Below are 23,746 nucleotides of genomic sequence, written 5' to 3' on the forward strand. Positions count from 1 at the left end.
ATTATTGTTCCTTTTGAGGCTTTAAAACACTCAGCGGTGATAAAAAGTAAATAGCTAAAATCCCTACCATTACACTCAGCCCAAAGCTAAAAATAGCCGGTGTATCAGATGCACTCAACATGCCAAATACCCACATTGATGACGCAGCCGATAAGCTAATCGCTAACACATTTTTGGGCTCTAACTTATTTATTTGATAAAAAACGAGGTAATCAATTGCTAAGGCAATAACAAGTAACGCACCGAGTAAATTAAATAACGACAAGCTACCTTGAATCGCATTACATACCCAAAGCATGCTCAACACCACAACAGATAAAATGTTCACCTGCAGCAGCGCTATCTTAATCGTAAATCGCCAACTAAAAAGCAGCCAACTAATAAAACCCGCAAGCACTAGGCTTAATAGTAAATATTCACGGTAATCACTTAATAAAGCACTAATTTGTTTAGGTTTATTATAAAGGTAAATTCCATTGTTTTTTTCAACCTCATTAATTAGTTGATCAGATGAAATACCCGAAATAGACATCCATGTTATCGATTGACTTGGCTCAACAACCATTTGAGAAAGCAGTAATGGTTTAAATGTACTCGTGGCGAGTGTTTCATAAGTTAATAACGGTGCCTTTGTACTTGTTAACGCTTGCCCTGTAACGCGCTCTGCAATATCCAAAGTCCCTTTGTTTTTAGCCTGTTCAAACAAGGCTTGGTTATCCCTCTGCTTTTGTAAACTAGGCAACCAATGGCTAATGCTATTATTTTTAAAATTAGGGTTTAGTTGGGTTAAGCGTTTTAAAAACTGTTCTTGTTTTTGTAAAAGTGCTTCGTCGCTATCTGCAAACATAAAAACAATTTGGGTGTCCCATTGCCCAAGTAATAACAAATGCTTTTTTTCGTTTAGCATTAAATGTCCGGAGCTTGCATTTAATAGCTTTACATCATCATTAAAGCTAATAGGTTTTATTAAAAATAACGCACTTATAAGGGCTAATAACGTAATGAGTATTGGTTTTTTTAAACTATTACAATATAAAAAACCCTTAATGAGCTTTTGACTCATCAATAGACTCGAAGGCGATAACGTGAGTGTAGATTGCCACAATGGCAAAACTAAAACTGTAAATAGCCAAGCACTCACTAAACCCGCAATAACAAACACGCCAACTTGAGATAATAACGTTAGTGGCGCACCTAGTAAGCAGCAATAACCCAGCGTAGTCGTAATAAGAGACAGTAAAAGCGCAGATTGAGTCCCTTTGCTGTAGCCTTTTTCATGCTCTTTTTTGGCTAAGTCAGTCATACCATGAAATGCATAATCAATAGCAATACCAATCAAGGTGACTGCAAAAACAAGCGTTAATAAATGAATAGTATTAAACAGCAACACCATAGCGATAGCGCCACCAATAAGTGCGCTCAGTACGGTAAAGCTTGCTAATAAAATACTGTTTAAACGCCTAAATACCCAAAATACCATCGCAATAAGGGCTAATAAGCTAATGCCACCAAACAAGCTCATCTCGTATTTAGCTTGTTTAGCATTTTCAGCCGTATGAAATAGCACACCAGAGTAAGTAATGCTTAAATCAGGGTAGGTTTCATTAAGTAAATTGATCTGTTTAATTATCGAGCCAGCTAAATCAATTGATTTATTAACCCCTAAATTTTCAGGCGCTAAGTTTGCCAAAATGACACGGTATTCAACGCCTTTTAAACGTCGAGTTAAACGACCTTGTTCAAGCGTAAACAATTGGCTTTGTTTTAAGTTATCTTCTATAAATGCCGCTAAACTCAAACTTGTATCTTTGCTTAAGGTAGCACTTACAAACGGGTTGCCTAACTGATTTAATTGCTCAAGGTAATAATGTTCAAACGTTGTTTTTTTGCTTAATGTTTGCTTGTAAGTATCACTTAATAACGCATGTTTGAAAGGTGAGAATGTTTGCGCTAAATCGTTAACGGACGGAAAGTTAAATGTGCTTTTAATTGCATTATCGTCGAGCCATTTTTGGAAATCATCAAATGCTTTATTTTTATTATTTCCTGCAAACGAGAACATAATACGGTTAGCATTTTGCTGAAAAAAAACATCTTCCGCATGTGCAATTTGGGAGTGCGACTTTGGCAATAAGCTAAACATATCGGCGCTAAACGTTGGTTTAGACAGCCAAAAAGCTGCAGCAAAAAGTAAAATTAAACTGCTAAACCACCCTACAATAACGGTAATTCGTTTTGTCACTGCACTATTCCCTTAATTAACCACTGCATTATTTAAAAACATAATTTTATTTGGAATAAGTAAACTCAATTTTTGTGTTATTTCCTGAGTGCTCATTTAGTGTAATACTGCTCACTTGCTTAGCAGTTTCACATAAAATAAAATCACTAAATAATTGCTGTAGCATAGCTTCTTTTGGTGTTAACTGTGTGCAACTGTCTTGCATTTTAGCAATGTCAAAACGTGTTTCCAGCGCACTCATATTTACGCTAAGTAAGTCACTCAGTAATCCTATAAATTGCTCGCTACCGGGTTGTGGTATTAACTCACCATTGGCATTTTGTGCAAGTACTTTGCCGTTTTCTATTATGAGCATACTCTCAACAGGCATTTTCACTTGCCAAATGAGCTTTTCGTCAATTAACGAAAAAACACCCGACGAAATAAAAGGCTTAGCAAATCCATTAAATTGCTTATATTGCTTAAACTCACCTTTAATAGCTGCTGCATTTACTACAGTGCAAAACAGTAAAAAGCTAATAGCTATGCTAAATGTAAAACATTTTAAAAAATTCATTTAATCGCCTATAAAATAAAAATTTAATTCAAAACCGCTTTTAACTTATTAAATAAAATAGCGGGTGATTCAAATTGCATTTCTTTGGAGCTAACCTCAACCGCAACTTGCGTGGTTGAGGCTTTAGTAAGGCGCTTATTAGTTAGCGAGTCAGTGATTACGTAGTCAATCCGTAGTCTATTCTCGTATTCTTTTAAATAAGCCGCTACTTTAATTTTTTGAGTAAATACTGCTGAGGCAACATACTTTATTTGCATATCAACGATTGGCCACGCGTAGCCCGATTCATGCATTTGCGGGTAATCATAATCAAATAACCGCAGTAACTCGCAGCGCGCTACTTCTAAATAACGTGGGTAATTACCATGCCATACAACATTCATTGGGTCGCAGTCATGAAATGGAATTTCAATTTCTACCACATGCGTTAATAATGCACCTTTACTATTCATACAACGCCCAACGTTTAGTTTGAATATACCCTATTGTTTGCCTTAGCACGGCTTCCATTGGTCTATCCTCAGTGAGGTTTTCAAAGTAATCAGTTATATCGGTATACATGCTTTGCATATCTTGCGTTAAAGTCGAAAACTCAAGATCGCCTTGTTTTATACGCAATCTAACACCTTGAATACTTGCCAATAATGTACTTGCTAACACTTGTTCTGTTAGCTGTAAAATACGTAAACAATCGCGAGACGCAATAGTTCCCATACTCACTTTATCTTGATTATGACACTCCGTAGAGCGAGAAAAAACGCTGGCCGGCATGGTTAGTTTTAATGCCTCTGCTGTGTAAGCACTACAGCCAATTTGAACCGCTTTAAAACCATGATTAATATAACGGCGCTCTGGTGCACTATCAGACAAGTTTGAAGGTAGGCCATTGTTGTACTTAGTATCAACCAAAGAAGCGATTTGTCTGTCTGCTAAATCAGCAAGGTTTGCAACGGCTGTTTTCATGCTATCCATTGCCATTGCAATGTGGCCTCCGTAAAAATGCCCACCGTGTAATACATGCTCACCTTGACCGTCAATAATCGGGTTATCGTTTGCTGAGTTAAGCTCATTTTCTATCATATGCCTAAAAAACGGCAGACTGTCTTGCAGCACACCAATAACATGGGGTGCACAACGGATTGAATACCTATCTTGAAGTCTGTCGGCATTACGAGGGTGATCGTGATGGTTTAAATCTTCTCTTATCCAACGTGCAATTTGTTGCTGCCCAGGATGTGGCTTAACTGAAAATAATATCTCATCAAAATGATGGCTATTTCCTTTAAGCGCTAAACTTGATAATGCAGTAATACGGCTCGCCAGTTTAGCTAAGTAATTAGCCCTATCAAACGCCAAACACGCTAATGCAGTCATTACCGCTGTGCCATTCATAACGGCAAGACCTTCTTTTGGCCTTAGAGTGAGTGGCTCTAAGCCAACTTCTTTCATAACTTCTGCACTGTTACGTACTTGGTCTTTGTAAAACACATCACGTTCGCCTACCATCGCACCTGCAACGTAAGATAACGGTGTTAAATCGCCACTGGCACCTACTGACCCTTCTTGAGGGATCACAGGCACTATATCGTTATTTAAGTAATCTTTAAGTAGATGCAGCATTTCCCAGCTAATACCAGAGTAGCCCTGTGAAAGTGATGTTAAGCGGGTCGCTAAAATTGCACGCCCTTGCACTTTATTAAATACATCCCCGAGTCCACAGCCGTGAAAGCGAGTTAAATGCAGAGGTAATTCATCAACTAAATCAAGGGGTACAGCCACCGTTACAGAATCACCGTAACCAGTAGTAACGCCGTAAATTACGCCATCTTCTTTTAAAAGTGTGTCTAAAAAATGCAAAGCGCTATTAATTTTAACGCTAAAAGTTTCACAGCTATTTAATTGCACTTGTGTTTCATTAAAGGCAACTCGAACAATATCTTCAATTGATAATCGCTGATTGCCAAAAAGCTGTATATTTTGTTCAGTCACACTTGTTCTCCATTGATTGATCGCGCACTACCTGCTGATCACTTTTCCAAAAATCGTAAAAATTAAACCACTGATAAGGATATAAAGCTGCGTAATAACTCAAACGATGTGCATAGTCAGTAATAATAAGTGTTAGCGCCTGCTGTCGCTCTCGTCGAGGCATTTTTAATGATTGGCTGTAATGTTCAAATATCACTTGATACTTTTTGCTTTTTTTATCTTTTAAACAAAACAAAAAGTAAACAGGGCAATCAAGCAGCGCGGCTAATATAAAAGGTCCCTGTGAAAATGGGGCTTTTTTGCCTAAAAAAGGTACCTGTACCGACCGAGAAGCCGTTGTTGTGCTTGTTCTGTCACCAACAATAACGATTATTTCTCCCTGCTCTACTTTTTCTTTTAGTAAAATAGCTAAGTCAGGCCCCATATCAGTCACTTGTATTAAATTGACCGACACATCTGGGTTAATCTTTTTAAGCATTTTATTAAATTCAACAGCGTGATGGGTAAACACCAGTACATTTATTTTTTTACTGCTGCGGTGCTGGCTAAGTGCCCTGCACACCTCTAAATTACCCAAGTGGGAACCTATAAAAATAGCCCCTTGGTTTTGCTCATCTAGCTCAGCAAATAAATGCTCATTCGTGTATTTAATATCACGTTGGGTTATTCGCCCAAGCCAAGCATCAATTTTATCTAGTGCGCTATCTGCAAAACTGCAAAAGTGCGTTAATTGCATTTTAAACGTAACAGGTTGTTTGCAGCCTTGGTAAACATTAACCTGCGCTAAAAACGCTTTAGATGCTACACGCGCTACTTTTCCTGTTAAAAAAAGATAAAAAACCACAGGAAACAAAACAATCCACAGCCCTTTTCTACCCAGTAATTTATGAGCAAATAACAGTATTTGAATACCTAAGAAATTACCGCGCTCTTGCATTTTAGACCAGTGTTTAGCGGCCATAACGCCTCTTTAATTTATGCCAAATTAACACAGGAGAGCGAATCAACATTCCAAAAAACAAGCGGGTGTGTAACCACGAAATACGCACGTTATCGTGTAAAGGCTGAAAATGAGAAAGCCCATTTTCTGGGTAAATTACTTGGCTAGGTAAAAATACAAAAGGCACATTGCGCCAATATAAACGCACTAAAATTTCGGGGTCAAAATCCATGCGTTTTCCAAGCGATACCTCATCAATTAGCTTTGTACTTTGCTCAAGCGGATACACTCTAAAGCCACACATCGAATCTACAATTGTAAAACTTAACGTTTCAATCCATACCCAAACATGCGTTAAATAACGTGCTAAATAACGGTGTTTAGGCACTGAATCGTCATATATTGGGCAACAGCTTATAAGCGCTTTAGGCTGAGCGTTTGAAAGCGCTATTAGTTTTTTAATATCAGATAAGTCATGCTGACCATCAGCATCAACCTGTATCGCATGCGAAAAACCTAGCTTATATGCTTGCTTTAAGCCTGTCTGTACCGCGCCGCCTTTACCTTGATTATCGTCGTGGGTAACTACACTCAACTGCGTGTATTTTGCATCAAGCTTACTGAACACACTTTTAGCTTCGGCGTTGCTTGCGTCATCAACCATAATAATAGGAAGATTAAATGACGATAATTGGCTCAGTACATCATCAATTACCGTAATGTGATTATAATTTGGGATAACAATACAAAAGTTATTCATTTATTAGGCTATCAAAAACAACACGGCCAGATGCATGCTGTCCTTTGTTTGAATTATACGAAAAGGTATATTTATTCTCTGCCTTTTGCTCAAGCAATAATTCAACTGTTATACCTGGGGTAATCACTACCTGAAACTTTAATACTTCAACATTTTTAACAGATTGCTGAACATTATAATATTTACAAATTGCAGCCACAGCCCAGTCTAACTGCACAACACCTGCGAGTATTGGACCACCCGTAAAGTGTCCTTTGAAATAATCTAAATCATGAGGAACTAGTAAGCTTAATTTACACTTTTGCTCTACTTGTTCACAAGACAGTAAATCAGGCTGTGTTTTAGTCAACTTTTGCAAAAAGACTCTCCAATGCTTTTAAATTTAACTTTGCTTGTGAGTTGTATGGTAATTGTTCTACAAAACGCCACTTTTTAGGGATACAAATTCGCTCAAAGCGCGCTAATGCATGCGCTTTTAATAAATTATTTGTAGCTAACTTACCGTCACCATTAAAAAATATCTGCCCTTTATGCGTAAGCACAATAATAGCGCCTACTATTAATCGCTCACCAGGCAAGGCAATTACTTTAGCTTCACTTACCCACTCACTAGTACACAAATGCTGTTCTAGCTCGTCTAAACTTAATCGCTTTTCTTCTAATTTTATAATTCGATCGAATCGACCTAATAATCTAAATTGACCATTTTTAAGCACTTCGCCTCTATCATCTAGAGGGTAATTTTTGTCAGGAACGAGCGGTGAGTTTAAAATTAAACGCTGATCGTCCAAGGCCCTTACTTTAATACCCAAGAATGGCTGCCAAAGGCTAACCTTTTCAAGTGAAGTAACTTGTCGATATGCAATACCACCTGTTTCGGTACTACCAAAAACTTGTGTGACTGGTTTATTCAATTGCGTAAACAATGATACAGCATCTTCGTTCAGTAGCGGTCCACCTGATGAAAAAATCCATTGTAAATTAGACTTATTATCCACTAAAACATTATCAATACATAACCGTTTTAACTGCGCAGGGCTTGAAACAAACACTACTTTTTTAAATAACTTAAGCTTTGTAGCTACATGTTCTGGGTAATGCAGTAGCTCAGTATTTACAACCTTTTCTGCGCGTAATGGCCACAATAATCTAAACAATAAGCCGTATATATGCTGATGCGAAACGCTCGCTATAAAAATAGGATTATCAACCAGTGCGTAGCTGTTTATTAATGTATTTAATTCTTTATTTATTACCTGCCACGTTTTTACAATTGGCTTTGCTTTACCCGACGAGCCCGACGTGTAAAAAACAATTGTACCTTCTTCAGGCCATTTAATTATTTCAAGAGATACGAAATGAGGTTGATTGTCTAACGTACCTACATCTAAAAAATCAGCCTCTAAATCGGCTACTAATTCAGATTCACCAATAAAAAAAGGCGTTTGTTTAAGTAAGGAGTTTAACGTTGCAGGTTGCCCATTCGACGGCAAAATCACTGCGTTACCGTGTAATGCTAAAGCAAATAGGTAAACGGCAAATTCATAGGTGTCTGTGGTGTATAAAACAACCGATGATTTAGTATTTAACGTTGATAGCTTTGCTAAAACTTGGTTTATATCACTAACAAACTGATACTCTAAAATATTATTGTCGTTATGATTAAAACATGCTCTTAACGCATTGCTCTGAAAAGCATTAAACACCGGCATTCCTTTTTACTTTTTGTCTGACTAGCCACTCTATCGCAAACAATGCGCCCATGCCTAAGTAAGCAATAAAACCATTATAAAAAGCCCAAGTTTCTAGGCTACTGAAAATACTGGTGTACAGGGCAATACCACCGTTTAATACAAAAAACACACACCACACTAGCGTTACTTTTTTTGTATAAATTACACCGTTTTCATCAAGTGAGGGCTCAGTAATTCGCGCAAAGGTTTCAATAATAGAAGGCCCTTTATACAAAGAATACGCAAACACAACTAACATAACTAAATTAATGATTACGGGATACAAACGCAGCCCTAAGTCGCTATCCATTACCTTGGAAATCAAAATAGTAATGGCTGCTAAAAATGTAGCGGGCTTTAACCACGGCATTTTATCAAACAAGGTTCTGCTTAACCAAAGTCTAAGCCCGAGTAAAAATAGCAGTAATACTGTAATAATCTGACTATTAAAACGCGTAAGGCCTACGTACACAATAATAGGGTAGCAAGCCAAGCAAATCATAATTAACGTTGTTAAAACTGCTTTTAACATAGTATTAGTTAACTAACTTTTCTATTTCGGTGACTATGTCTTGCACTGTGCGCACAAGCTTAAAGGCATCAGGCTCAATTTTTTTACCTGTGATTTCTCTTAATTTTACAACTAAGTCAACTGCATCAATACTGTCTAAATCAAGATCTTGGTACAGGTTAGCCTCTAAGCTAATATCTTCTGGGTCTATTTCAAATTCGTTTTCTAAAATGCCGTGTAATACATCATAAATTTCAGCAGCGGTTTTCATCTTTCTTCCTACTTTTATATATTAAGAACGTGCTTGTTCAATAAATTTTGCTAAAGAATTAACTGAGGCAAAGTGCGCTTTAGTTTGCTCAGAGTTTGCATCAATTTTCACATCAAATTGCTTCTTTATCGCAAGGCCAAGTTCTAATGCATCTATGCTATCTAGCCCTAGGCCATCTACAAATAAAGCGTCATCATCTTGAATGTCAGCAGTGGTCATGTCTTCAAGGTCAAGGCTTGAGATAATCAGTTGTTTTATTTGTTCTTTTAATTCGCTCATATATTTTTTAGCTCTTGTGTAAAATAATGTTGTAAATCTTTAGTCAATTGGCGTGATTGCATCGCAGGCATATCGCTGTGGTACGTTGCACAATTAAACTGCTGGCTCGCAAGCCCCATTGTAAAATGCGCCTGATATGGCGCGACCTTATACCAAGGTGTGCCTTTGGTTAAGGTGTTTGGCTTCATTTTAATTAAAAAAGTAGTAATGGGCGCATGACACCTAATTGCAATATTTGCAGCGCCTCGTTTAAACTTTAATGCTTTGTTAGGCTCTGTCCGTGTCCCTTCTGGAAATACAATTAAGTTATTACCCTTTTGCAAACTGCGCTCGCATTCTCGTAATAGCTCCTGTGGGTCCTCATTACTTATGTAGCCGGTGCTTTTAATAACGCCACGCATAAAAGGGTTTTTAAATAAATGTGCTTTTACTACGCAATCTGCATTTTTTACTACCGAAATTAAAACAACAACATCAATTAAAGAAGGATGGTTTGCTAATATCAATTGCCCTTTTAAGCCTGCAATTTTTGCTTTATCGTTGACATGAAATCGAATAACGCCCGTTACATGCATTAAACTAACAAACCATTTGAAGCTATAATGTACTGTTTTTCGAGCCTTAAGCTTTTGTTTAACTGAGTCACTTTGAAATAGGCGCTGAGCAGGAAAAACAATAAAGGCTAATACTAAACCACCAATTCCAAAAACTGAAAAGCAAAATGCAGTCGCAATAATCCGCCAAATCAATCCACATAGCCTTTGTGCATTTTTAAGCATGGTACGTAAGCTGCCAATCGTGCTCAAGCGTGTTATGAACAAGTAATGTATTGCTTCGCTCATACAAAGCTTTAGCGCATTGAATACTCATTGGTAAGTCGCTTTTTTCCATGCCCATATTAAATACTTTATTTAAACTAAAATGGGGTTCGCCTTTTTGCGGCGCTCTTATTATTAAACCAATAGAGTGTGCTATTTGCTGTTCATCGGCATACTGAGCGTAAATATCAGGGAGAGTCTCATCGGTATGAACTATTAACATGTGTGGCTGATCGTTATCAGCAAGTCTTACAAAGCCATCTACGAGGGCATAAATAAAGCTTTCGGCTCCTGCAGCAATAGCATTTGTAGCACTTGTATTACCCTGTATTATCCCGAAAAGCCCCGATGCGGCATTATGCACACTTAACCCAAAACCAGTGGGCGACAATGGCTGATCATTTACTACATCAACAAGTAAGTTAGCCGTTTTGTGAAAATCGCCGTGGCGAGAAGAAAAGACACTCGGTAAGTTAACATAATTACCTTGTGTGCTTACTTGATGAGCACTGAAGAGTGCCATTTTAATAAAAGAAGTCATTCGGCGTCGCTGCATAGCAGGCACCCAACTAAGATTTAATACGGAGGAATCAAACCAATTACTCTCTTTTATTTGTCGCTGTTCGGGCTTTATCCATATAGCGAGTTCTTCAACAACAAATTCCACAGCTCTGCATATTTTATAAGATATAAGGGAGAGAATTTTACCGATTTTAGCAATAGAAGTAAATAATCATTAATAAAAAGCACTGAACCACCCCCCTGTTCAGCGCTTGCTCATATTGCTAAGAAAGTAGAGCTATATCATCCTGCTTTATGCACTTAGCTTTACCGCCAACAACATCGTTGTTATTTAACTCATTAATTAAAACTTCGCCTTGAGCTTGTTGTTCATCACTAAGCGGTAAATACGGTAATCTAAATACTGGATTTACTGCACCTGTCATCATCATCGCAGTGTTAATAGCAATAGGGTTTGGCTCACAGAACAACCAGTTCATTAATGGTTGTAATGACGTATTTAACTCATCATTTTTAGTATCCATTAATTGGCGAAACAACCCAGGAATAAGGTTAGAAGTAACCGAAATAACACCGTGAGCTTTGTGTACATGACGAGCGTCGTGTGCTTCATCGTCGTTACCAGACCAACACGCAATGCCTTGCTGCTCATAGTGTGCAATGCGCTCATTGCCGCCACATTCTTTAATACCAATTAGGTTCGAATGCTGTGCTAATGGTTCAATAATATCAGGTGTTAGGTCTTGACCTGTGCGACCTGCTACGTTGTAAATAAAGGCAGGTCCAATATCAAGTACTCGTTTAAAGTGCTCTTTAACACCCGCGATTGACGTACGTCCGTAATATGGGTTAATTTGCAGTGCTGCATCCATACCGCTGGCAAAGCCATATTTAGTTGCTTTAATCGCTTCACGGGTGTTGTTACTACCGGTATTACCAACAATAACCAGTTTGTCACCATATTTGTTTGCACTGTGCGCTATAAGCATTAAATGCTCTTCCCAGTTCATTAACTGGCCTTCGCCTGTTGTGCCACCGACTACGATGCCATCAACGCCCGCTGCAATTTGTATTTCAACGAGTTCATCGTACTTTGCGAGATCAATTTCACCGTTTGCTAAATATGGCGTTTTAATAGCTGTAATAAGGCTTGCTTGTTTAATTTGGTCTAGGGTGCGCATAAAAATTCATTATTTATAAAACTTGCGCTATTTGTAACATACTTGCCGGTATTTTTGGAGGTATAAGCGCACATTTAATTATAAAATCGCTTGTGTTATTGAGTTTGGTAATACAAAATGAATAACTGTATATATAAACAGTGTTTTATTTTAACGATACCAGAGGCTTTATGCGTTTATCTGACTACTTAGCAACTCATTTTTATAACACCGATGAACTGTGCCAAGCATTAAACATAGATGCAGATACACTTTTAGCTTGGCAAGAGCGAAGTGTGTTCCCCAAACCAAGTTACTGTATTAAAAGTCAACTTAGCTGCAGCTCATATTCGGGTTTGTATGAATGCGAAGAATATGACGACTATTATCCGCGCGGCTGTGTTAATTGGGGGCAAGGTCTTTTAAAACAAAAAATAGAATCATCAAGCCATGCTTTTAATTATTTTGCGCGGCAATATACTGTAAGCCTAACTAAACTCGCTCAGCAAGGATTTACGTTTAGCGAAGAGCTATTTGGCTGTGAAATAGACGAGCACTTACAGCAAGTTTGGCAACAGTTTTTATGCAGTAAATATGGCGTACTTACTCAAAATGGATTAATAGACGAAATAGTCTCGGTAGACATTGGCAGGCTACTAGTTGACGACATTACAGAACTGCGCAGTAAAGCGAGTTTAAACCAAGAAGAAAGAGCGCTATTACACCCCGCCATAAAGCTTTTAAACAAAGCGCTAGGGCATGGCGCCGATCATGAAAAACAACATACATTACGCACCCGCTATATAGATGCACTTATTTTAAAATACGATTTATCTATTAAATAGTTTTGCATTAGTTTAATTATTTTAGGATTATTTGACGAACAACAAGAGCTGTTAACTTAATTGTTACGCAAAATATAATTTAAAGGCACTGACTCAATGACAATCAAAACACAAATAAGTGTAATTTCTGCTGTAGTCACTATCCTGTCTTTTAATACACTAGCTAAAGCTAACCACGAAATAGTAAATGACGACATAATAAAAATACAGCGTGCAGCGCTTGCTAAAAACACCGCTAATAAAGGTTTTGGGCCACAATCTCCACGCAATATTGATAATTATAAAGGCGAAAACACGGCAGTTTTCTCTCATGCCCCAACTTCATCAAATATGAATTTATGTAATATACACTTTCATAAAAATGCTGAACACGCCGGTGGCGAATTTAGCAAATATGCAGGAAATGGTAATGGAAAAGGCTTTAAAAGTGGCTACTTATATTCAGGCTCTTTAACTAAAAGTGAAAGTAAACCAGCAAAAATTGAAATTTGTCCGAGCGATCACGGCGCGCTTTTAGTTGGCGATACCATTGAGGTTCATAACGTTCATACGTCAGCAATTGTAAAACCAGGCTCTACCTTGGGGAGTTGTTTAAGTGATTCGATTAAAAATCCGCAACTACGTGTTGAAGCTCAAGTATATGTATTAGTAAACGATGCTAACGCACTTGATTTTGCTCAAATAAGCGCCGTGTCATCTGTTAGTGGTTACTATCAAGCTATTGCTACACCGACAAATACGGGTAAACCTGTTGTTTATAGCGGTTCAACTACTGGCCCGAGTTACAACGCAGCAGGTTCTCCTTTTCAAGTAACATGGTCAGTTAAACCAAAAGTGGCAAAGGTTGATATAAACAGTGTTGGTAAATGGTGTGAAAGTAACGTCTTTAATGAAGATCATGCCCACGGCGTACGAAACCTCGTAATAAATCCCGCACTACTCTCTAAAATTAAATAATTAAAATTTAGCCAAATAAAAACAACCCACTAATTAGTGGGTTGTTTTTATTATGACCGTTAAAATGAGTACTTCGCTTAATGGGATAAAAATGTCACATTAAATTTATTTAAATCTTCATATGTAATACATGTTTGCTCATTAGTATTAAGCTCAACCACGCCACAGTAAGAACCAGTTATAAACACTTGCCCTGCTTTTAAGTTAATTCCCTTTGCTGATAAGTAATTAACCGCCCAATAAAGTGGAAGCTGCGCAAGTTCTGCAGGGTGCACACCTACCAAGTTTAACTCCAGCTCAGTTTGCTTAACGTTGATATTTACAGTACTTGCGTTATACGCTTTGGCTTTATCTATTTGCGGGCCTAAATACACGCCTTGATTAGATAGGCCATCGGCCAGCTTTTCAATGTGAGTGCTTGGAGTGTCTTCATCAAACCTTTTTTGAATAAGCTCAAGTGCTAAATGGGCGCTGGCAAATGCAGTATCTACGTCTTTATTTGTATAGGTTTTATTACTTGGTAAATCGCTTTGCAAAATAAATGCAATTTCTGGTTCAATAAGCGCTTTATTGTTTGTTGTATACAGTGGGCAATTTTCAGCTTGTTTTATCGGTGCATGTAAAAGAGGCGCTAATAAAATTGAGCCATCATCTAAAGGCAGCATACACTTCCAGCCATATACGGTTTGATCATTTAAATAAATCATCAACTTTTGTACTTCTATCGCATCGTCAGTCGAGTCTAGTACTAACTCTTTAGGAAAGTTTGAACGCGCTGGGTTTTCTTCTCTTTGTGCTAATAGATGAGTAGCAATTAGTTTTAGCTGTATTGAGTTGTTCACATAAATCTCTTTAAAATACGTTACTGGTTAAACAGTAAATAGGAAGGATTACATTATTAATGTATCAGCTTAGGCATTAGAACGTCATGTTGAATGCCTATAATTAAAATTGTATTTAAAGCAAAGCGTGGTAATTATTTAAGTATCAATAGATTTAAGCGAACGTAAAAACAGCCCTAAGCCGCCAAACGCTAAAATTATAATAACAATCAAATCAAACGACGTCATAGTTCGCATACTAAATCGAACACTCGATATAACGCCAAATATGAGTGCGGTTAACGAACCTAGAGATAGCACCCAACCTAAAATATTTTTAGAATTGTAAAAAATCAGGCCTACACCAAAAATAAACGGGATCATAACCATGCCGCCTGTAACGCCAAAGCCACCTAAAGCATTAACACTATAAATGCGAGAACTTAGTCCAAAATTAGAGGTCACCGAAATTGCATTTAGCAGCATATAAAAGCCACCGCACATCATAATTAAACCAATAAAAAAATGCCCAATACCACCAGAGCTTCCACCCGCACCTTTCATTATTAATTATTCCTTTTATATTTTTGACTTAATTGTTTTAGATGGTAATTGCTCGAGTATTAACATTGACCGCAATCTACATAATCAATCAGCGCACACGCGAAAATACTTATCGCGTAATTACATGCCAAATAACATAAAACCAAGACAAAAAACCGTGCAAAATTGCCCATAACACAGACTCATTAGCACTCCATGAAATAGCAATTGCTAGGGCCGTACCAAAAGAGACTCCATATTTTACTATTTCATTTCTTGAGTTTCTCATTAATTATATTCCTAGTTTTTAACTTATTAGCTGCTTGATTTGCTTACTAAAACTGACAGCTCTTTACCATCAATATTAATACTTGCTTCTTTGCCTAGTTCAACAACTAAAGAGGGAGCCATATGTTTTCCACCTAGTTTTAGGTAAGTTACTAAACTAACAGTAGAATCATCAATTGGCGTTACTGTAAGAGCAAAACTATACGAATTATCAACTGAAACTGATGCCTCTTCGTTTGAATTTACTACTAAAATAGGTGAACCAATTAAGTTTTTATTATCATAAAATTTAGCATTCACTACAAAACTATCATTAGCTTGTGCAAATGAGGCAAAGCCTAACAACGCTATTATTGCGATTAATTTTTTCATTATTATTTCCATATAAATTATACAGTTTAAAGCTGTTAAGGCTTTATTGGCTGTGATTTTTTAGCTAGCAATTTACCAGCTAATGATTTAAAACTTATGTTTTAGCTCTGATGGCATAACCAACGCCCAGCGAACTAATATAGAACAACACTCCAAATACACTAATATCAATGAGTAGCTTTAGAATGTCAAAAGTATCTGTAAACACAAGATACTCAAAAGCAAATAAGTGAAATATGACTTTTGATCCGAAATACGCAGCTAATAAAGGGATTACAAAAATAAGAATTGATTGATTAGATTTATTAATTTCCATACCCATGTCTCCATTATTAGTTTAATTAACTCAGCTCTAAAAATATAACACACAAAAAATATATAAATAGTTTGCTATTTTGAGTCTCTTGTTCAGTACCACTCGAACTATTTACGGCTGACTAAAATGCCATGTTATATTTCTATAATTTACACCAGAGAACTTTAATGTAAACAACAAATTAAATAGGCTATTTATAAGAGTGGGTTGTGATACCAAAACGACTTTAATAAAGTTATGAACCTCTTTTGATTTCGAAGCACTACGAATGCGAATTAACAAAAAAGAGTCCTAATAGGTTTCATTGATATTGGCGAAGTTGGGTATTTAGGCAGGTTGGAGTGTAAGAATAAAAGGTGATGTAAGTTAACAGCACCTATTTGAGTATTTACTTTATGATATGTAATTTAGCTAAGTATTTTAAAACGTACCATAATAGGCACTATAACAAGAATTTAACCAATTGATTTATATACATCAATACTACTATTGGTTAAAAGCCCAGTAACTTGCGTACCAAACGCTTTAAAGTGTGGCTCGTTTTTATGCGCTTCAAAGTGCTCATCAGACGCCCACTGTTCGCTAACAACGTAATCGGTATGTTCATCATCACTTTTTACCGATAGTTCATAACGTAAGCACCCTACTTCTTGGCGCGATGACTTTTGTAAGTTTTCAAGTGCTGTAAGCATTACATCTGCATCAATATTTTTGCACGACAGGGCCGCTATAACCGTTAACATGTGTATTCCTTTTAAAAGTTAAGGTGTAGATAATCTACACCTTAAAATATTTAGTTTAACTTTGCGTTTGAGGTAAGTTTACTGATCCCACTGCGGCGCAAAGTCTGGTGTTGCTTGGCGGTCGCCGCAATCAAGACCATCAATGCGGGCTATGTCTTCATCATCTAATTTAACGTGGTCGTTAAAGTTATCTTCTAAGTTTTTACGCTTAGTTGATGATGGAATTGTCGTCATGCCGCTTGCGTTAACCCATGCTAAAACAACTTGTGCTGGACTTGCATCGTGCTTTTTAGCAATGTCGATAATGGTTTGATCTTTAAGTACTTTACCTACTACAAATGGCATGTACGCAGTTACATGTATATCGTGCTGAGCACAAAATGCACGCAATTTAGTATTAGTTAAATATGGGTGAACCTCAACCTGATTGGTAAATATTTCACGCGAGTCAAGTGTTTGCATTGCTTCATTTAAGTTTGCAATGGTGAAGTTTGATACACCAATGTGCTTAGTTAAACCAAGCTGCTTCGCTTTTAGTAATTCAGTGAGGTATTCACTCATTGGCTCGTCGTTAGCAGGCGATGGCCAATGAATTAGCAGTAAGTCGACAGAATCAACTTGTAGCTTTTCAAGTGACTTTTTAACGCTTGGGATAAAGTCGCTTTTATTTAATTTGTTATTCCACACTTTGGTGGTTAAGAATATTTCACTGCGCGGAATATTACTATCTTTTATGGCTTGACCTACTTGCTCTTCGTTGCCATAAATTTGTGCGGTATCAATATGGCGAAACCCAACTTCGAGTGCCATTTTTACTGAGTTATAGGCAGTGTCGCCCTCTAAGCGGAATGTTCCCATACCGAGTTCTGGCATTTCTATTACACGTTTTGTCATGGTTTATCCTTATAAAATAATCGGTTAAAAATACAAACTTTTAAAAGTTTTACGAAATACACCTTTTACTTCTTATTACGACTGTCACTTAAAAATCTATGACCTCATAACAGGTATGAGGTCATTAATTTTAGTTTCAAGGTTAACAGAAGATACTTTATGCTTGCTGAATTTCACGTTTATCAAGCATACCGCTGTAGCGTGTAACACCGAGTGCTAAAACAGAGATAACGGCGCCTATCCATGCTGTATCTTGCAGTGTCATGTTCTCTACTACACTACCGCCAATAATTGAGCCAAGTGCAATACCAATATTAAATGCGGCTATGTTTAAACCTGATGCAACATCTACCGCATTGGGCGTGTGCTTTTGTGCTTGCTTTACTACATAAAGTTGCAAGCCTGGCACATTACCAAAAGCAAATGCGCCCCATACTAAAATAGTAAGTACAGCAGCAATTTTTGATTCCATCGTAAAGGTAAATATCAGTAAAATAATACTCAAAGCGCTAAATATAATGCTCAGTGCACTAATTGGGCCGCGTTTGTCGGCCAACTTTCCACCCCAAATATTACCTACCGCTACCGATACACCGTAAACAAGCATTATTAAGGCAATAGCCGAAGGCGCAAAACCTGTTTGTTGCTCTAAAATAGGTGCTAAATAAGTAAACGCTGTAAACGTGCCGCCATAGCCCAATATCGTCATTAAATATACGAGTAATAAACGCGGTTTTACGATTACTTGTAGTTGCTCTTTAAACGTCGCTGGTATTGATTGTTTTAAGTTTTTTGGTACTAAAATAGAGCTGCCGATTAATGCAATTAAACCTAATACCGACACAACTAAAAACGTTGCACGCCAACCAAAGTGTTGTCCAATCCATGTACCTAGTGGCACACCAGTTACGAGTGCTACAGTAAGCCCGGTAAACATAATGGCTATTGCACTCGCTTCTTTGTCTTTGCTTACTAGACTTGTGGCAATCATCGATCCGATTGAAAAAAACACACCATGGGCAAGCCCCGTTAAAATGCGCGCAAGTATTAATGTTTCGTAACTTGGCGCTTGCCATGCAAGTAAGTTACCTAAAACAAATAAGCCCATTAAGCTTATTAGTACCACTTTACGATTCCAACGACCCGTTAAAGCTGTTAGCACCGGCGCACCAATGGCAACGCCAACCGCATATAAACTTACAAGCAAACCTGCTGAAGGTAGGCTTACGCCTAAGTCGTTTGCAATGGTGGGTACTAATCCCACTATTACAAACTCAGTTGTTCCTATTGCAAATGCGCTTAAGGTAAGCGCCCACAAAGCCAATGGCATAGTTATATCCTCATTAATATTTGAAGAATGTAGTTTGGCTAAAATATCGTTTGCAAAAAATAGCATTAGTGACAAAATACTTTTGTTAATAATGCAAAGATGGTGTTGGTATACTTATGGCTGTTCATTCAAAAACTGAAGATTTAGAAACGTTTATAACGGTAGTAGATTGCGGAAGCTTTTCGGGGGCGGCTAATTTGCTCGATCAACAGGTGGCTAAAGTGTCGCGAGCTGTATCACGCCTTGAAAATACATTGCAATGCACTTTACTAAACAGAACAACACGCCGATTAGAACTTACCGAAGAGGGCCATACTTTTATAAAATATGCGCGCGAAGGATTAAATACGCTTTATACCGGTGAAGAAGCCATAAAGCTTTTAAAACAAGCGCCAAGTGGCAAGTTGCGAATAGATGCTGCAAGCCCTTTTGTATTGCACCAACTTACGCCTTTAATTGGCGAATTTGCCAAGCAATACCCTCACATAACGCTTGATATAACCTCGCACGACAGCATTATTGATTTACTTGAACATAAAACCGATTTAGCCATACGCATTGGTGATTTAAAAGACTCAAATTTACATGCTCGTAAACTCGGCAGCAGTCAGTTACGTATTGTAGCCAGCCCAGAATATATAAAAAACAACACAGCAATTACGCAAATAGATGACTTACAAAATCACAAGATAATTGGTTTTAGTGACTCCCCTAAATTAAACACTTGGCCGTTAGTAAAGCCCGCTTTATTTACGTTTTCGCTTAGCGCAAGCAGCGGCGAAACAGTGCGCCAACTATGTATTGCAAACCAAGGCGTTGCGCTACTTTCTCACTTTATGATTGGCAATGACCTAAAAACAGGTAAATTAGTTGAAGTGTTACCCAGTGCAGTTAGCTCACCTAATAACCGAGAGGTTGTACAAGCCGTGTATTATAAAAATAGTGCGGTATCGTCTCGCATTACAGCATTTTTAGATTTTATAAAACCCAGGCTTAGTTTATAAATTTTGGGCATTGATGTGCTTATCAAATATTTCACATTATTTTTTGACGCTTTTGAATAATCAAAAAGTATAAATAATAAAAGTCGTAATTAAAGGTATTAATCAAAATGGATTCTTTAACGCAGGTAGCATTAGGTAGTGCTGTAGGTTATGCGGTATTAGGCAATAAAATAGGTCGAAAAGCCGTTTTATGGGGAGCAATTTTAGGCACACTCCCTGATTTAGATGTATTTTTGCCTTATGGTGGCTCTGTAGAAGCATTTACTTATCACCGTAGCTTTAGTCATTCGTTATTAATACATTTATTAATTAGCCCGCTCATTGTATGGCTAATATTAAAAATACACACCGGAATGAAAACTTATAAAGTGCGCTGGTTTTGGCTAGTATTTTTAAGTTTATCTACACATGCCATATTAGACAGCCTAACGGTATACGGTACACAATTACTTTGGCCTTTTACTGAGTACCCCTTTGCGGTTTCTAGTGTGTTTATTATTGACCCCGCTTACACGCTTCCTTTATTAATTGGCGTAATATGTACGCTAATACCCAAAATACAAGCAGCAACGGCTTATCGTATAAATGCAGCGGCCTTAGTTTTAAGTAGCTTATATTTATTTTGCGCTTTAATTTTAAAAGTAAATATTGATGAGAAGGTAAAAACTGCACTCAACAACAGGCAAATACCAGTAAATGCGTATATTAGTACGCCTGCCCCGCTAACCACTTTGCTGTGGCGTATTGTTGTGATGTCTGACGGACAATACTACGAAGGTTATGCATCAGTATTTGACGCGCCCAGCGATGTTACATTAACGCCTTATCAAACAACGCCTTCATTGTTAAATAATATTAGCGATGAATGGGCTATAAAACGCTTGCAGTGGTTTACTAAAGGGTTTTATTCGGTGCGCCAACAGCAAAGCAGTATTGTACTTTCTGATTTACGTATGGGGATGGAGTGCAACTATGTGTTTAATTTTGTAGTGGGTCAAAAAAATAATTCAGAGGTGAGCATTGGTAACTTTGAAAAAATAAGTCAAAGACCAAACTTAAGCAATCTTCATAAAATATGGGACAGGATTTGGCAACCAAATGTGTCTTTAGCATCACCCTCTGCAAAAAATGACTGTAATAGCGAATAACGTCATATTATAAGATTCGTACTAGCATGAGGAAGTGAAGTTCAGGCAGCAATTAAACTAAATAGCTCACTAAAGTGATTGCTGCTTTTTTTTGCTGATACATGGCAACATCAGCATCTTGAATCATATCCTCAACCGATTTACCTGTATCGTATTTAAAGTGTGTTACCCCTACACTGTAATCAATTTTGTATGGCTTATTTAAGGTATTATTGGTATGCGCAATTGCATCCGCAAACCTTTGTAAAACAAACTCAGCTTTTGTTTCATCTAAATCACTTAGCATTACTACAAACTCATCTCCGCCAAGTCTGCCTATTACTTCACAATCACAAAATGAACTAAGCATAATTTGCGCAAATTTATTCAATACAAAATCGCCTTCGTGGTGTCCATAAACATCATTAATTTGTTTAAATTTATTAAGATCAAACAATATAAACGACATTGATACTTTGTTTCGCCTACATACATTTAGCGTATGCTCAGCAAGGTTCAAAAAGCCACGCCGGTTAGAGATTCTTGTTAACTCGTCAATTGTGGCTAGTTGAATTGATTGAATCTCTTGCTCAACCAACGTGCCTAAATCTCTTAGTAATTGTTTTTCTTCATCATTAAGGTGTCTAGGTTTATTATCAGCAAGGCATAAAGTGCCTATAATAACCCCTTGCCTTAATTTTAAAGGAAAGCCGGCATAAAAGCGTACTTTAGGATCGCCTGCAACAAAAGGGTTATCAAAAAACCTTTTATCTTGGGCTGTATCTGGGATTATTAAGAGCTCGTCTTGATTTATGGTATGGCCACAAAATGAGGTTTCGCGAGGAAGCTCAGGCGCATCAAGCCCCTGCCTAGATTTAAACCATTGGCGGTCTTCGTCAATTAAAGTAACCAATGAAATAGAAACATTAAACATACGCTTGGCAATACGAGTAACACGATCAAAGCGCTCTTCATGCGACGTATCTAGAATTTTTAATGTTTTTAACGCATGTAATCGCTCTGCTTCGTTACTTGGGATATCAGGTTTAATCATTAAAGCTCAATTAATTTTAAGTGTTTTATGAATTACGAAATGGGAGCGAATATTTTCGAGTATATAACCCATAAACTTATTTAAATTATAAACAGTCTGTCTATTAAAACTAGAACATTACCTTAAAATAGCAATAAATACTTATGAATATCAGTAAGTCGTACTTAAATAAAGATAAGATTAAATCCGCAAAAAATTATGATGAAAACAGGTGGGAGTAGTGGCTATTTAGTTTTATTTAAATAACCACTGGATTTGGCATACTTACAAAAATAAACACTTTAATTTTGGTGCTCATATTGTCCACGGTAAACTTCAAATACTTTTAAAACAGTATGTTGCTCTTTAGTTAGGTTATCAAACCAAGTATCAAACAGCTCATCATCTTCTTGCTCACTAAGTGCCATATACCTTGCTAGTAACTCTACAATATCATTGTGGTTGCAGGTTAACGGATTTACTTGTTGCGCCAAGGTACTGTGGTCGCGCTCTCTTAGGGTTTCCATCACCCCTTGGTCAATTTGTTCTTGTTGTTGTGTTGCGTCACTCATACATAACCTCTGTAATAACTTTATAACCGTATTTGTTAACGTTTTAACTCTTAAATATAGTTATAACAGCCTAAACGCCAATAGCCAGCATTTTTAATTCAAGTGCTTATTTTTTGATTTGTTTGCACAAATAGCCAGCAATTACGCCCCTTTTGGGGAGCATTTAAATAATTTGCAATGAGAGAATAAATACGTCAAATTAAAATGATATATTATCACATATCATTTATTGAGGCGTATTATGAAACCAAATATTCATCCTGATTACCAAGTGGTTGCTTTTCACGATACTGCCGCCGATTCTTACTTTATTATTGGCTCAACCATTAAATCAGGCCGCACAGTAGAAATAGACGGTAATACTTATCCATATGTACCTATTGACGTATCAAGTGACTCACACCCATTTTATACAGGCAAGCAAAAAACTGTTGCTACAGATGGCCGTGTTGCGCAGTTTAACCGTCGTTTTAAAAGTTTATCGACTGTTAAAAAGGAAAAGGTATGAAAGTATTAAGCTCTCTAAAAAGCGCCAAGCAACGCCCGGGCTGTCAAATTGTAAAACGCAAAGGTCGTGTATTTGTAATTTGTAAAAACAACCCACGCTTTAAAGCAGTACAAGGAATGAAAAAGAAATAAGTTAAGCCGTGGAGCACTATACATAATTAGGTAGCCTGTTAAAGCTACCTAATTTAGGGAGGATTATTTTACCACTACTGAAAACTCTGGCACTGCCTGAATTACTTTTTTTACCGTACAGGTATTAACGGCTGCAATAAGCGCCTTTTTATATTTATCAGGAAAACCGTCTGGTAGGTTAATTTCAATTGAAAATAACTTTTTACCGTTATCATCTACATTTTCATTATTTTGAGTAAGCGTCATACCTTGCGTTGAAATATCACGCTGCTCACAAAATTTACGTGCATAAAAACCTGCACATAAAACCATACTTACTAAAAAGTAATCAAACGGTTCTGGATGCTCTGCGTTGCCACCAGCGTTTACACTTTGATCGCTGATTACTTCTAGGTCGCCAAATTTAGCGCTTTGCTTTTGGCCTTCTAACATTGAAACTGAAATTTCCATTGTGTTTCCTTATATTTATTGCTGCAGATAC

At 37.2% G+C, this 23,746-nt stretch carries 30 protein-coding genes; 6 read left to right on the top strand and 24 right to left on the bottom strand.

What is annotated here, in order from left to right; all coding sequences use genetic code 11:
• Position 1 precedes the first annotated feature (1 nt).
• The 14 genes from H5122_RS07655 to dapA form a co-directional block, all read right to left on the bottom strand.
• Positions 2-2,242, bottom strand: coding sequence for an MMPL family transporter (locus H5122_RS07655; RefSeq protein ID WP_182681649.1), 2,241 nt, complete (start codon positions 2,240-2,242; stop codon positions 2-4).
• Positions 2,243-2,288: 46 nt separating this feature from the next.
• The gene (locus H5122_RS07660) at positions 2,289-2,798 is read right to left on the bottom strand and encodes an outer membrane lipoprotein carrier protein LolA (RefSeq protein ID WP_182681648.1); all 510 of its coding nucleotides are present in this window, start codon (positions 2,796-2,798) and stop codon (positions 2,289-2,291) included.
• 23 nt (positions 2,799-2,821) lie between these two features.
• Complete coding sequence (locus H5122_RS07665; protein WP_007580812.1) at positions 2,822-3,250, bottom strand: thioesterase family protein; 429 nt, start codon at positions 3,248-3,250, stop codon at positions 2,822-2,824.
• The gene (gene hutH, locus H5122_RS07670) at positions 3,243-4,787 is read right to left on the bottom strand and encodes a histidine ammonia-lyase (RefSeq protein WP_182681647.1); all 1,545 of its coding nucleotides are present in this window, start codon (positions 4,785-4,787) and stop codon (positions 3,243-3,245) included. The genes H5122_RS07665 and hutH overlap by 8 nt, the downstream gene beginning before the upstream one ends.
• Complete coding sequence (locus H5122_RS07675; RefSeq protein WP_182681646.1) at positions 4,780-5,748, bottom strand: acyltransferase; 969 nt, start codon at positions 5,746-5,748, stop codon at positions 4,780-4,782. Before H5122_RS07675 ends, hutH begins: the two co-directional genes overlap by 8 nt.
• Entirely contained in the window at positions 5,738-6,487 is a 750-nt protein-coding gene (locus tag H5122_RS07680) for a glycosyltransferase family 2 protein (protein WP_182671188.1), read from the bottom strand. Before H5122_RS07680 ends, H5122_RS07675 begins: the two co-directional genes overlap by 11 nt.
• Positions 6,480-6,845, bottom strand: coding sequence for a thioester dehydrase (locus tag H5122_RS07685; RefSeq protein ID WP_182671187.1), 366 nt, complete (start codon positions 6,843-6,845; stop codon positions 6,480-6,482). Before H5122_RS07685 ends, H5122_RS07680 begins: the two co-directional genes overlap by 8 nt.
• Entirely contained in the window at positions 6,829-8,193 is a 1,365-nt protein-coding gene (locus H5122_RS07690; RefSeq protein ID WP_182671186.1) for an AMP-binding protein, read from the bottom strand. Before H5122_RS07690 ends, H5122_RS07685 begins: the two co-directional genes overlap by 17 nt.
• On the bottom strand, positions 8,186-8,752 hold the full coding sequence (locus H5122_RS07695) for a hypothetical protein (RefSeq protein ID WP_002958647.1): 567 nt from the start codon (positions 8,750-8,752) through the stop codon (positions 8,186-8,188). The genes H5122_RS07690 and H5122_RS07695 overlap by 8 nt, the downstream gene beginning before the upstream one ends.
• Before the next feature lie 4 nt (positions 8,753-8,756).
• Entirely contained in the window at positions 8,757-9,002 is a 246-nt protein-coding gene (locus tag H5122_RS07700) for an acyl carrier protein (RefSeq protein ID WP_002958648.1), read from the bottom strand.
• 21 nt (positions 9,003-9,023) lie between these two features.
• The gene (locus H5122_RS07705) at positions 9,024-9,281 is read right to left on the bottom strand and encodes a phosphopantetheine-binding protein (protein ID WP_002958649.1); all 258 of its coding nucleotides are present in this window, start codon (positions 9,279-9,281) and stop codon (positions 9,024-9,026) included.
• Positions 9,278-10,060 (bottom strand): 1-acyl-sn-glycerol-3-phosphate acyltransferase, encoded by a 783-nt coding sequence (locus H5122_RS07710; protein ID WP_182681662.1) that lies wholly within the window; start codon positions 10,058-10,060, stop codon positions 9,278-9,280. The genes H5122_RS07705 and H5122_RS07710 overlap by 4 nt, the downstream gene beginning before the upstream one ends.
• Positions 10,053-10,766 (bottom strand): beta-ketoacyl synthase chain length factor, encoded by a 714-nt coding sequence (locus H5122_RS07715; RefSeq protein WP_045899132.1) that lies wholly within the window; start codon positions 10,764-10,766, stop codon positions 10,053-10,055. Before H5122_RS07715 ends, H5122_RS07710 begins: the two co-directional genes overlap by 8 nt.
• 118 nt (positions 10,767-10,884) lie before the next feature.
• On the bottom strand, positions 10,885-11,802 hold the full coding sequence (dapA, locus tag H5122_RS07720) for a 4-hydroxy-tetrahydrodipicolinate synthase (protein WP_182681645.1): 918 nt from the start codon (positions 11,800-11,802) through the stop codon (positions 10,885-10,887).
• Between the two features lie 170 nt (positions 11,803-11,972).
• Here dapA and H5122_RS07725 point away from each other — a divergent pair, with 170 nt between their 5' ends.
• A complete protein-coding gene (locus tag H5122_RS07725; RefSeq protein ID WP_182681644.1) occupies positions 11,973-12,626 on the top strand; it encodes a DUF6058 family natural product biosynthesis protein in 654 nt (217 codons plus the stop codon).
• 96 nt (positions 12,627-12,722) lie between these two features.
• Positions 12,723-13,583 carry a delta-class carbonic anhydrase gene (locus H5122_RS07730; protein ID WP_182681643.1) on the top strand — a complete coding sequence of 287 codons (861 nt, stop codon included), beginning with the start codon at positions 12,723-12,725 and terminating at the stop codon, positions 13,581-13,583.
• Positions 13,584-13,660: 77 nt separating this feature from the next.
• Here the strand turns inward: H5122_RS07730 and H5122_RS07735 are convergent, their stop codons facing one another.
• The 7 genes from H5122_RS07735 to H5122_RS07765 form a co-directional block, all read right to left on the bottom strand.
• Positions 13,661-14,425, bottom strand: a complete 765-nt coding sequence (locus H5122_RS07735; protein ID WP_182681642.1) for a 2-keto-4-pentenoate hydratase — start codon at positions 14,423-14,425, stop codon at positions 13,661-13,663.
• Positions 14,426-14,563: 138 nt separating this feature from the next.
• Positions 14,564-14,968, bottom strand: coding sequence for a hypothetical protein (locus tag H5122_RS07740; RefSeq protein WP_002958658.1), 405 nt, complete (start codon positions 14,966-14,968; stop codon positions 14,564-14,566).
• 294 nt (positions 14,969-15,262) lie between these two features.
• Positions 15,263-15,607 carry a hypothetical protein gene (locus H5122_RS07745; RefSeq protein WP_182681641.1) on the bottom strand — a complete coding sequence of 115 codons (345 nt, stop codon included), beginning with the start codon at positions 15,605-15,607 and terminating at the stop codon, positions 15,263-15,265.
• 94 nt (positions 15,608-15,701) lie between these two features.
• The gene (locus H5122_RS07750) at positions 15,702-15,923 is read right to left on the bottom strand and encodes a hypothetical protein (protein WP_182681640.1); all 222 of its coding nucleotides are present in this window, start codon (positions 15,921-15,923) and stop codon (positions 15,702-15,704) included.
• 455 nt (positions 15,924-16,378) lie between these two features.
• Positions 16,379-16,666: a putative quinol monooxygenase gene (locus H5122_RS07755; protein WP_002958660.1), complete on the bottom strand. Its 288-nt coding sequence runs from the start codon at positions 16,664-16,666 to the stop codon at positions 16,379-16,381.
• A 78-nt stretch (positions 16,667-16,744) separates the two neighbouring features.
• A complete protein-coding gene (gene dkgB, locus H5122_RS07760) occupies positions 16,745-17,560 on the bottom strand; it encodes a 2,5-didehydrogluconate reductase DkgB (RefSeq protein ID WP_024605501.1) in 816 nt (271 codons plus the stop codon).
• A 157-nt stretch (positions 17,561-17,717) separates the two neighbouring features.
• On the bottom strand, positions 17,718-18,890 hold the full coding sequence (locus H5122_RS07765; protein ID WP_039487557.1) for an MFS transporter: 1,173 nt from the start codon (positions 18,888-18,890) through the stop codon (positions 17,718-17,720).
• Between the two features lie 116 nt (positions 18,891-19,006).
• Between H5122_RS07765 and H5122_RS07770 the strand changes: the two genes are divergently transcribed.
• The gene (locus tag H5122_RS07770) at positions 19,007-19,894 is read left to right on the top strand and encodes a LysR family transcriptional regulator (protein ID WP_182671178.1); all 888 of its coding nucleotides are present in this window, start codon (positions 19,007-19,009) and stop codon (positions 19,892-19,894) included.
• A 107-nt stretch (positions 19,895-20,001) separates the two neighbouring features.
• Complete coding sequence (locus tag H5122_RS07775) at positions 20,002-21,042, top strand: metal-dependent hydrolase (RefSeq protein WP_182671177.1); 1,041 nt, start codon at positions 20,002-20,004, stop codon at positions 21,040-21,042.
• 52 nt (positions 21,043-21,094) lie between these two features.
• On the opposite strand, the gene H5122_RS07780 is transcribed toward H5122_RS07775, so the two are convergent.
• The gene (locus H5122_RS07780) at positions 21,095-22,075 is read right to left on the bottom strand and encodes a sensor domain-containing diguanylate cyclase (protein ID WP_182681639.1); all 981 of its coding nucleotides are present in this window, start codon (positions 22,073-22,075) and stop codon (positions 21,095-21,097) included.
• Positions 22,076-22,356: 281 nt separating this feature from the next.
• Positions 22,357-22,626 carry a hypothetical protein gene (locus H5122_RS07785; RefSeq protein WP_039487544.1) on the bottom strand — a complete coding sequence of 90 codons (270 nt, stop codon included), beginning with the start codon at positions 22,624-22,626 and terminating at the stop codon, positions 22,357-22,359.
• A gap of 241 nt (positions 22,627-22,867) precedes the next feature.
• On the opposite strand from H5122_RS07785, the gene H5122_RS07790 reads away from it, so the two are divergent.
• Complete coding sequence (locus H5122_RS07790; protein ID WP_182681638.1) at positions 22,868-23,134, top strand: type B 50S ribosomal protein L31; 267 nt, start codon at positions 22,868-22,870, stop codon at positions 23,132-23,134.
• Positions 23,131-23,265 (top strand): type B 50S ribosomal protein L36, encoded by a 135-nt coding sequence (ykgO, locus tag H5122_RS07795; protein ID WP_002958669.1) that lies wholly within the window; start codon positions 23,131-23,133, stop codon positions 23,263-23,265. Before H5122_RS07790 ends, ykgO begins: the two co-directional genes overlap by 4 nt.
• A gap of 63 nt (positions 23,266-23,328) precedes the next feature.
• On the opposite strand, the gene H5122_RS07800 is transcribed toward ykgO, so the two are convergent.
• Positions 23,329-23,715 (bottom strand): OsmC family protein, encoded by a 387-nt coding sequence (locus H5122_RS07800; RefSeq protein WP_002958670.1) that lies wholly within the window; start codon positions 23,713-23,715, stop codon positions 23,329-23,331.
• Positions 23,716-23,746: the final 31 nt, after the last annotated feature.

Origin of the sequence: Pseudoalteromonas sp. SG43-8 (assembly GCF_014164245.1) — a bacterium.
In the GTDB taxonomy this organism is placed as follows: Bacteria; Pseudomonadota; Gammaproteobacteria; order Enterobacterales; family Alteromonadaceae; genus Pseudoalteromonas; species Pseudoalteromonas distincta.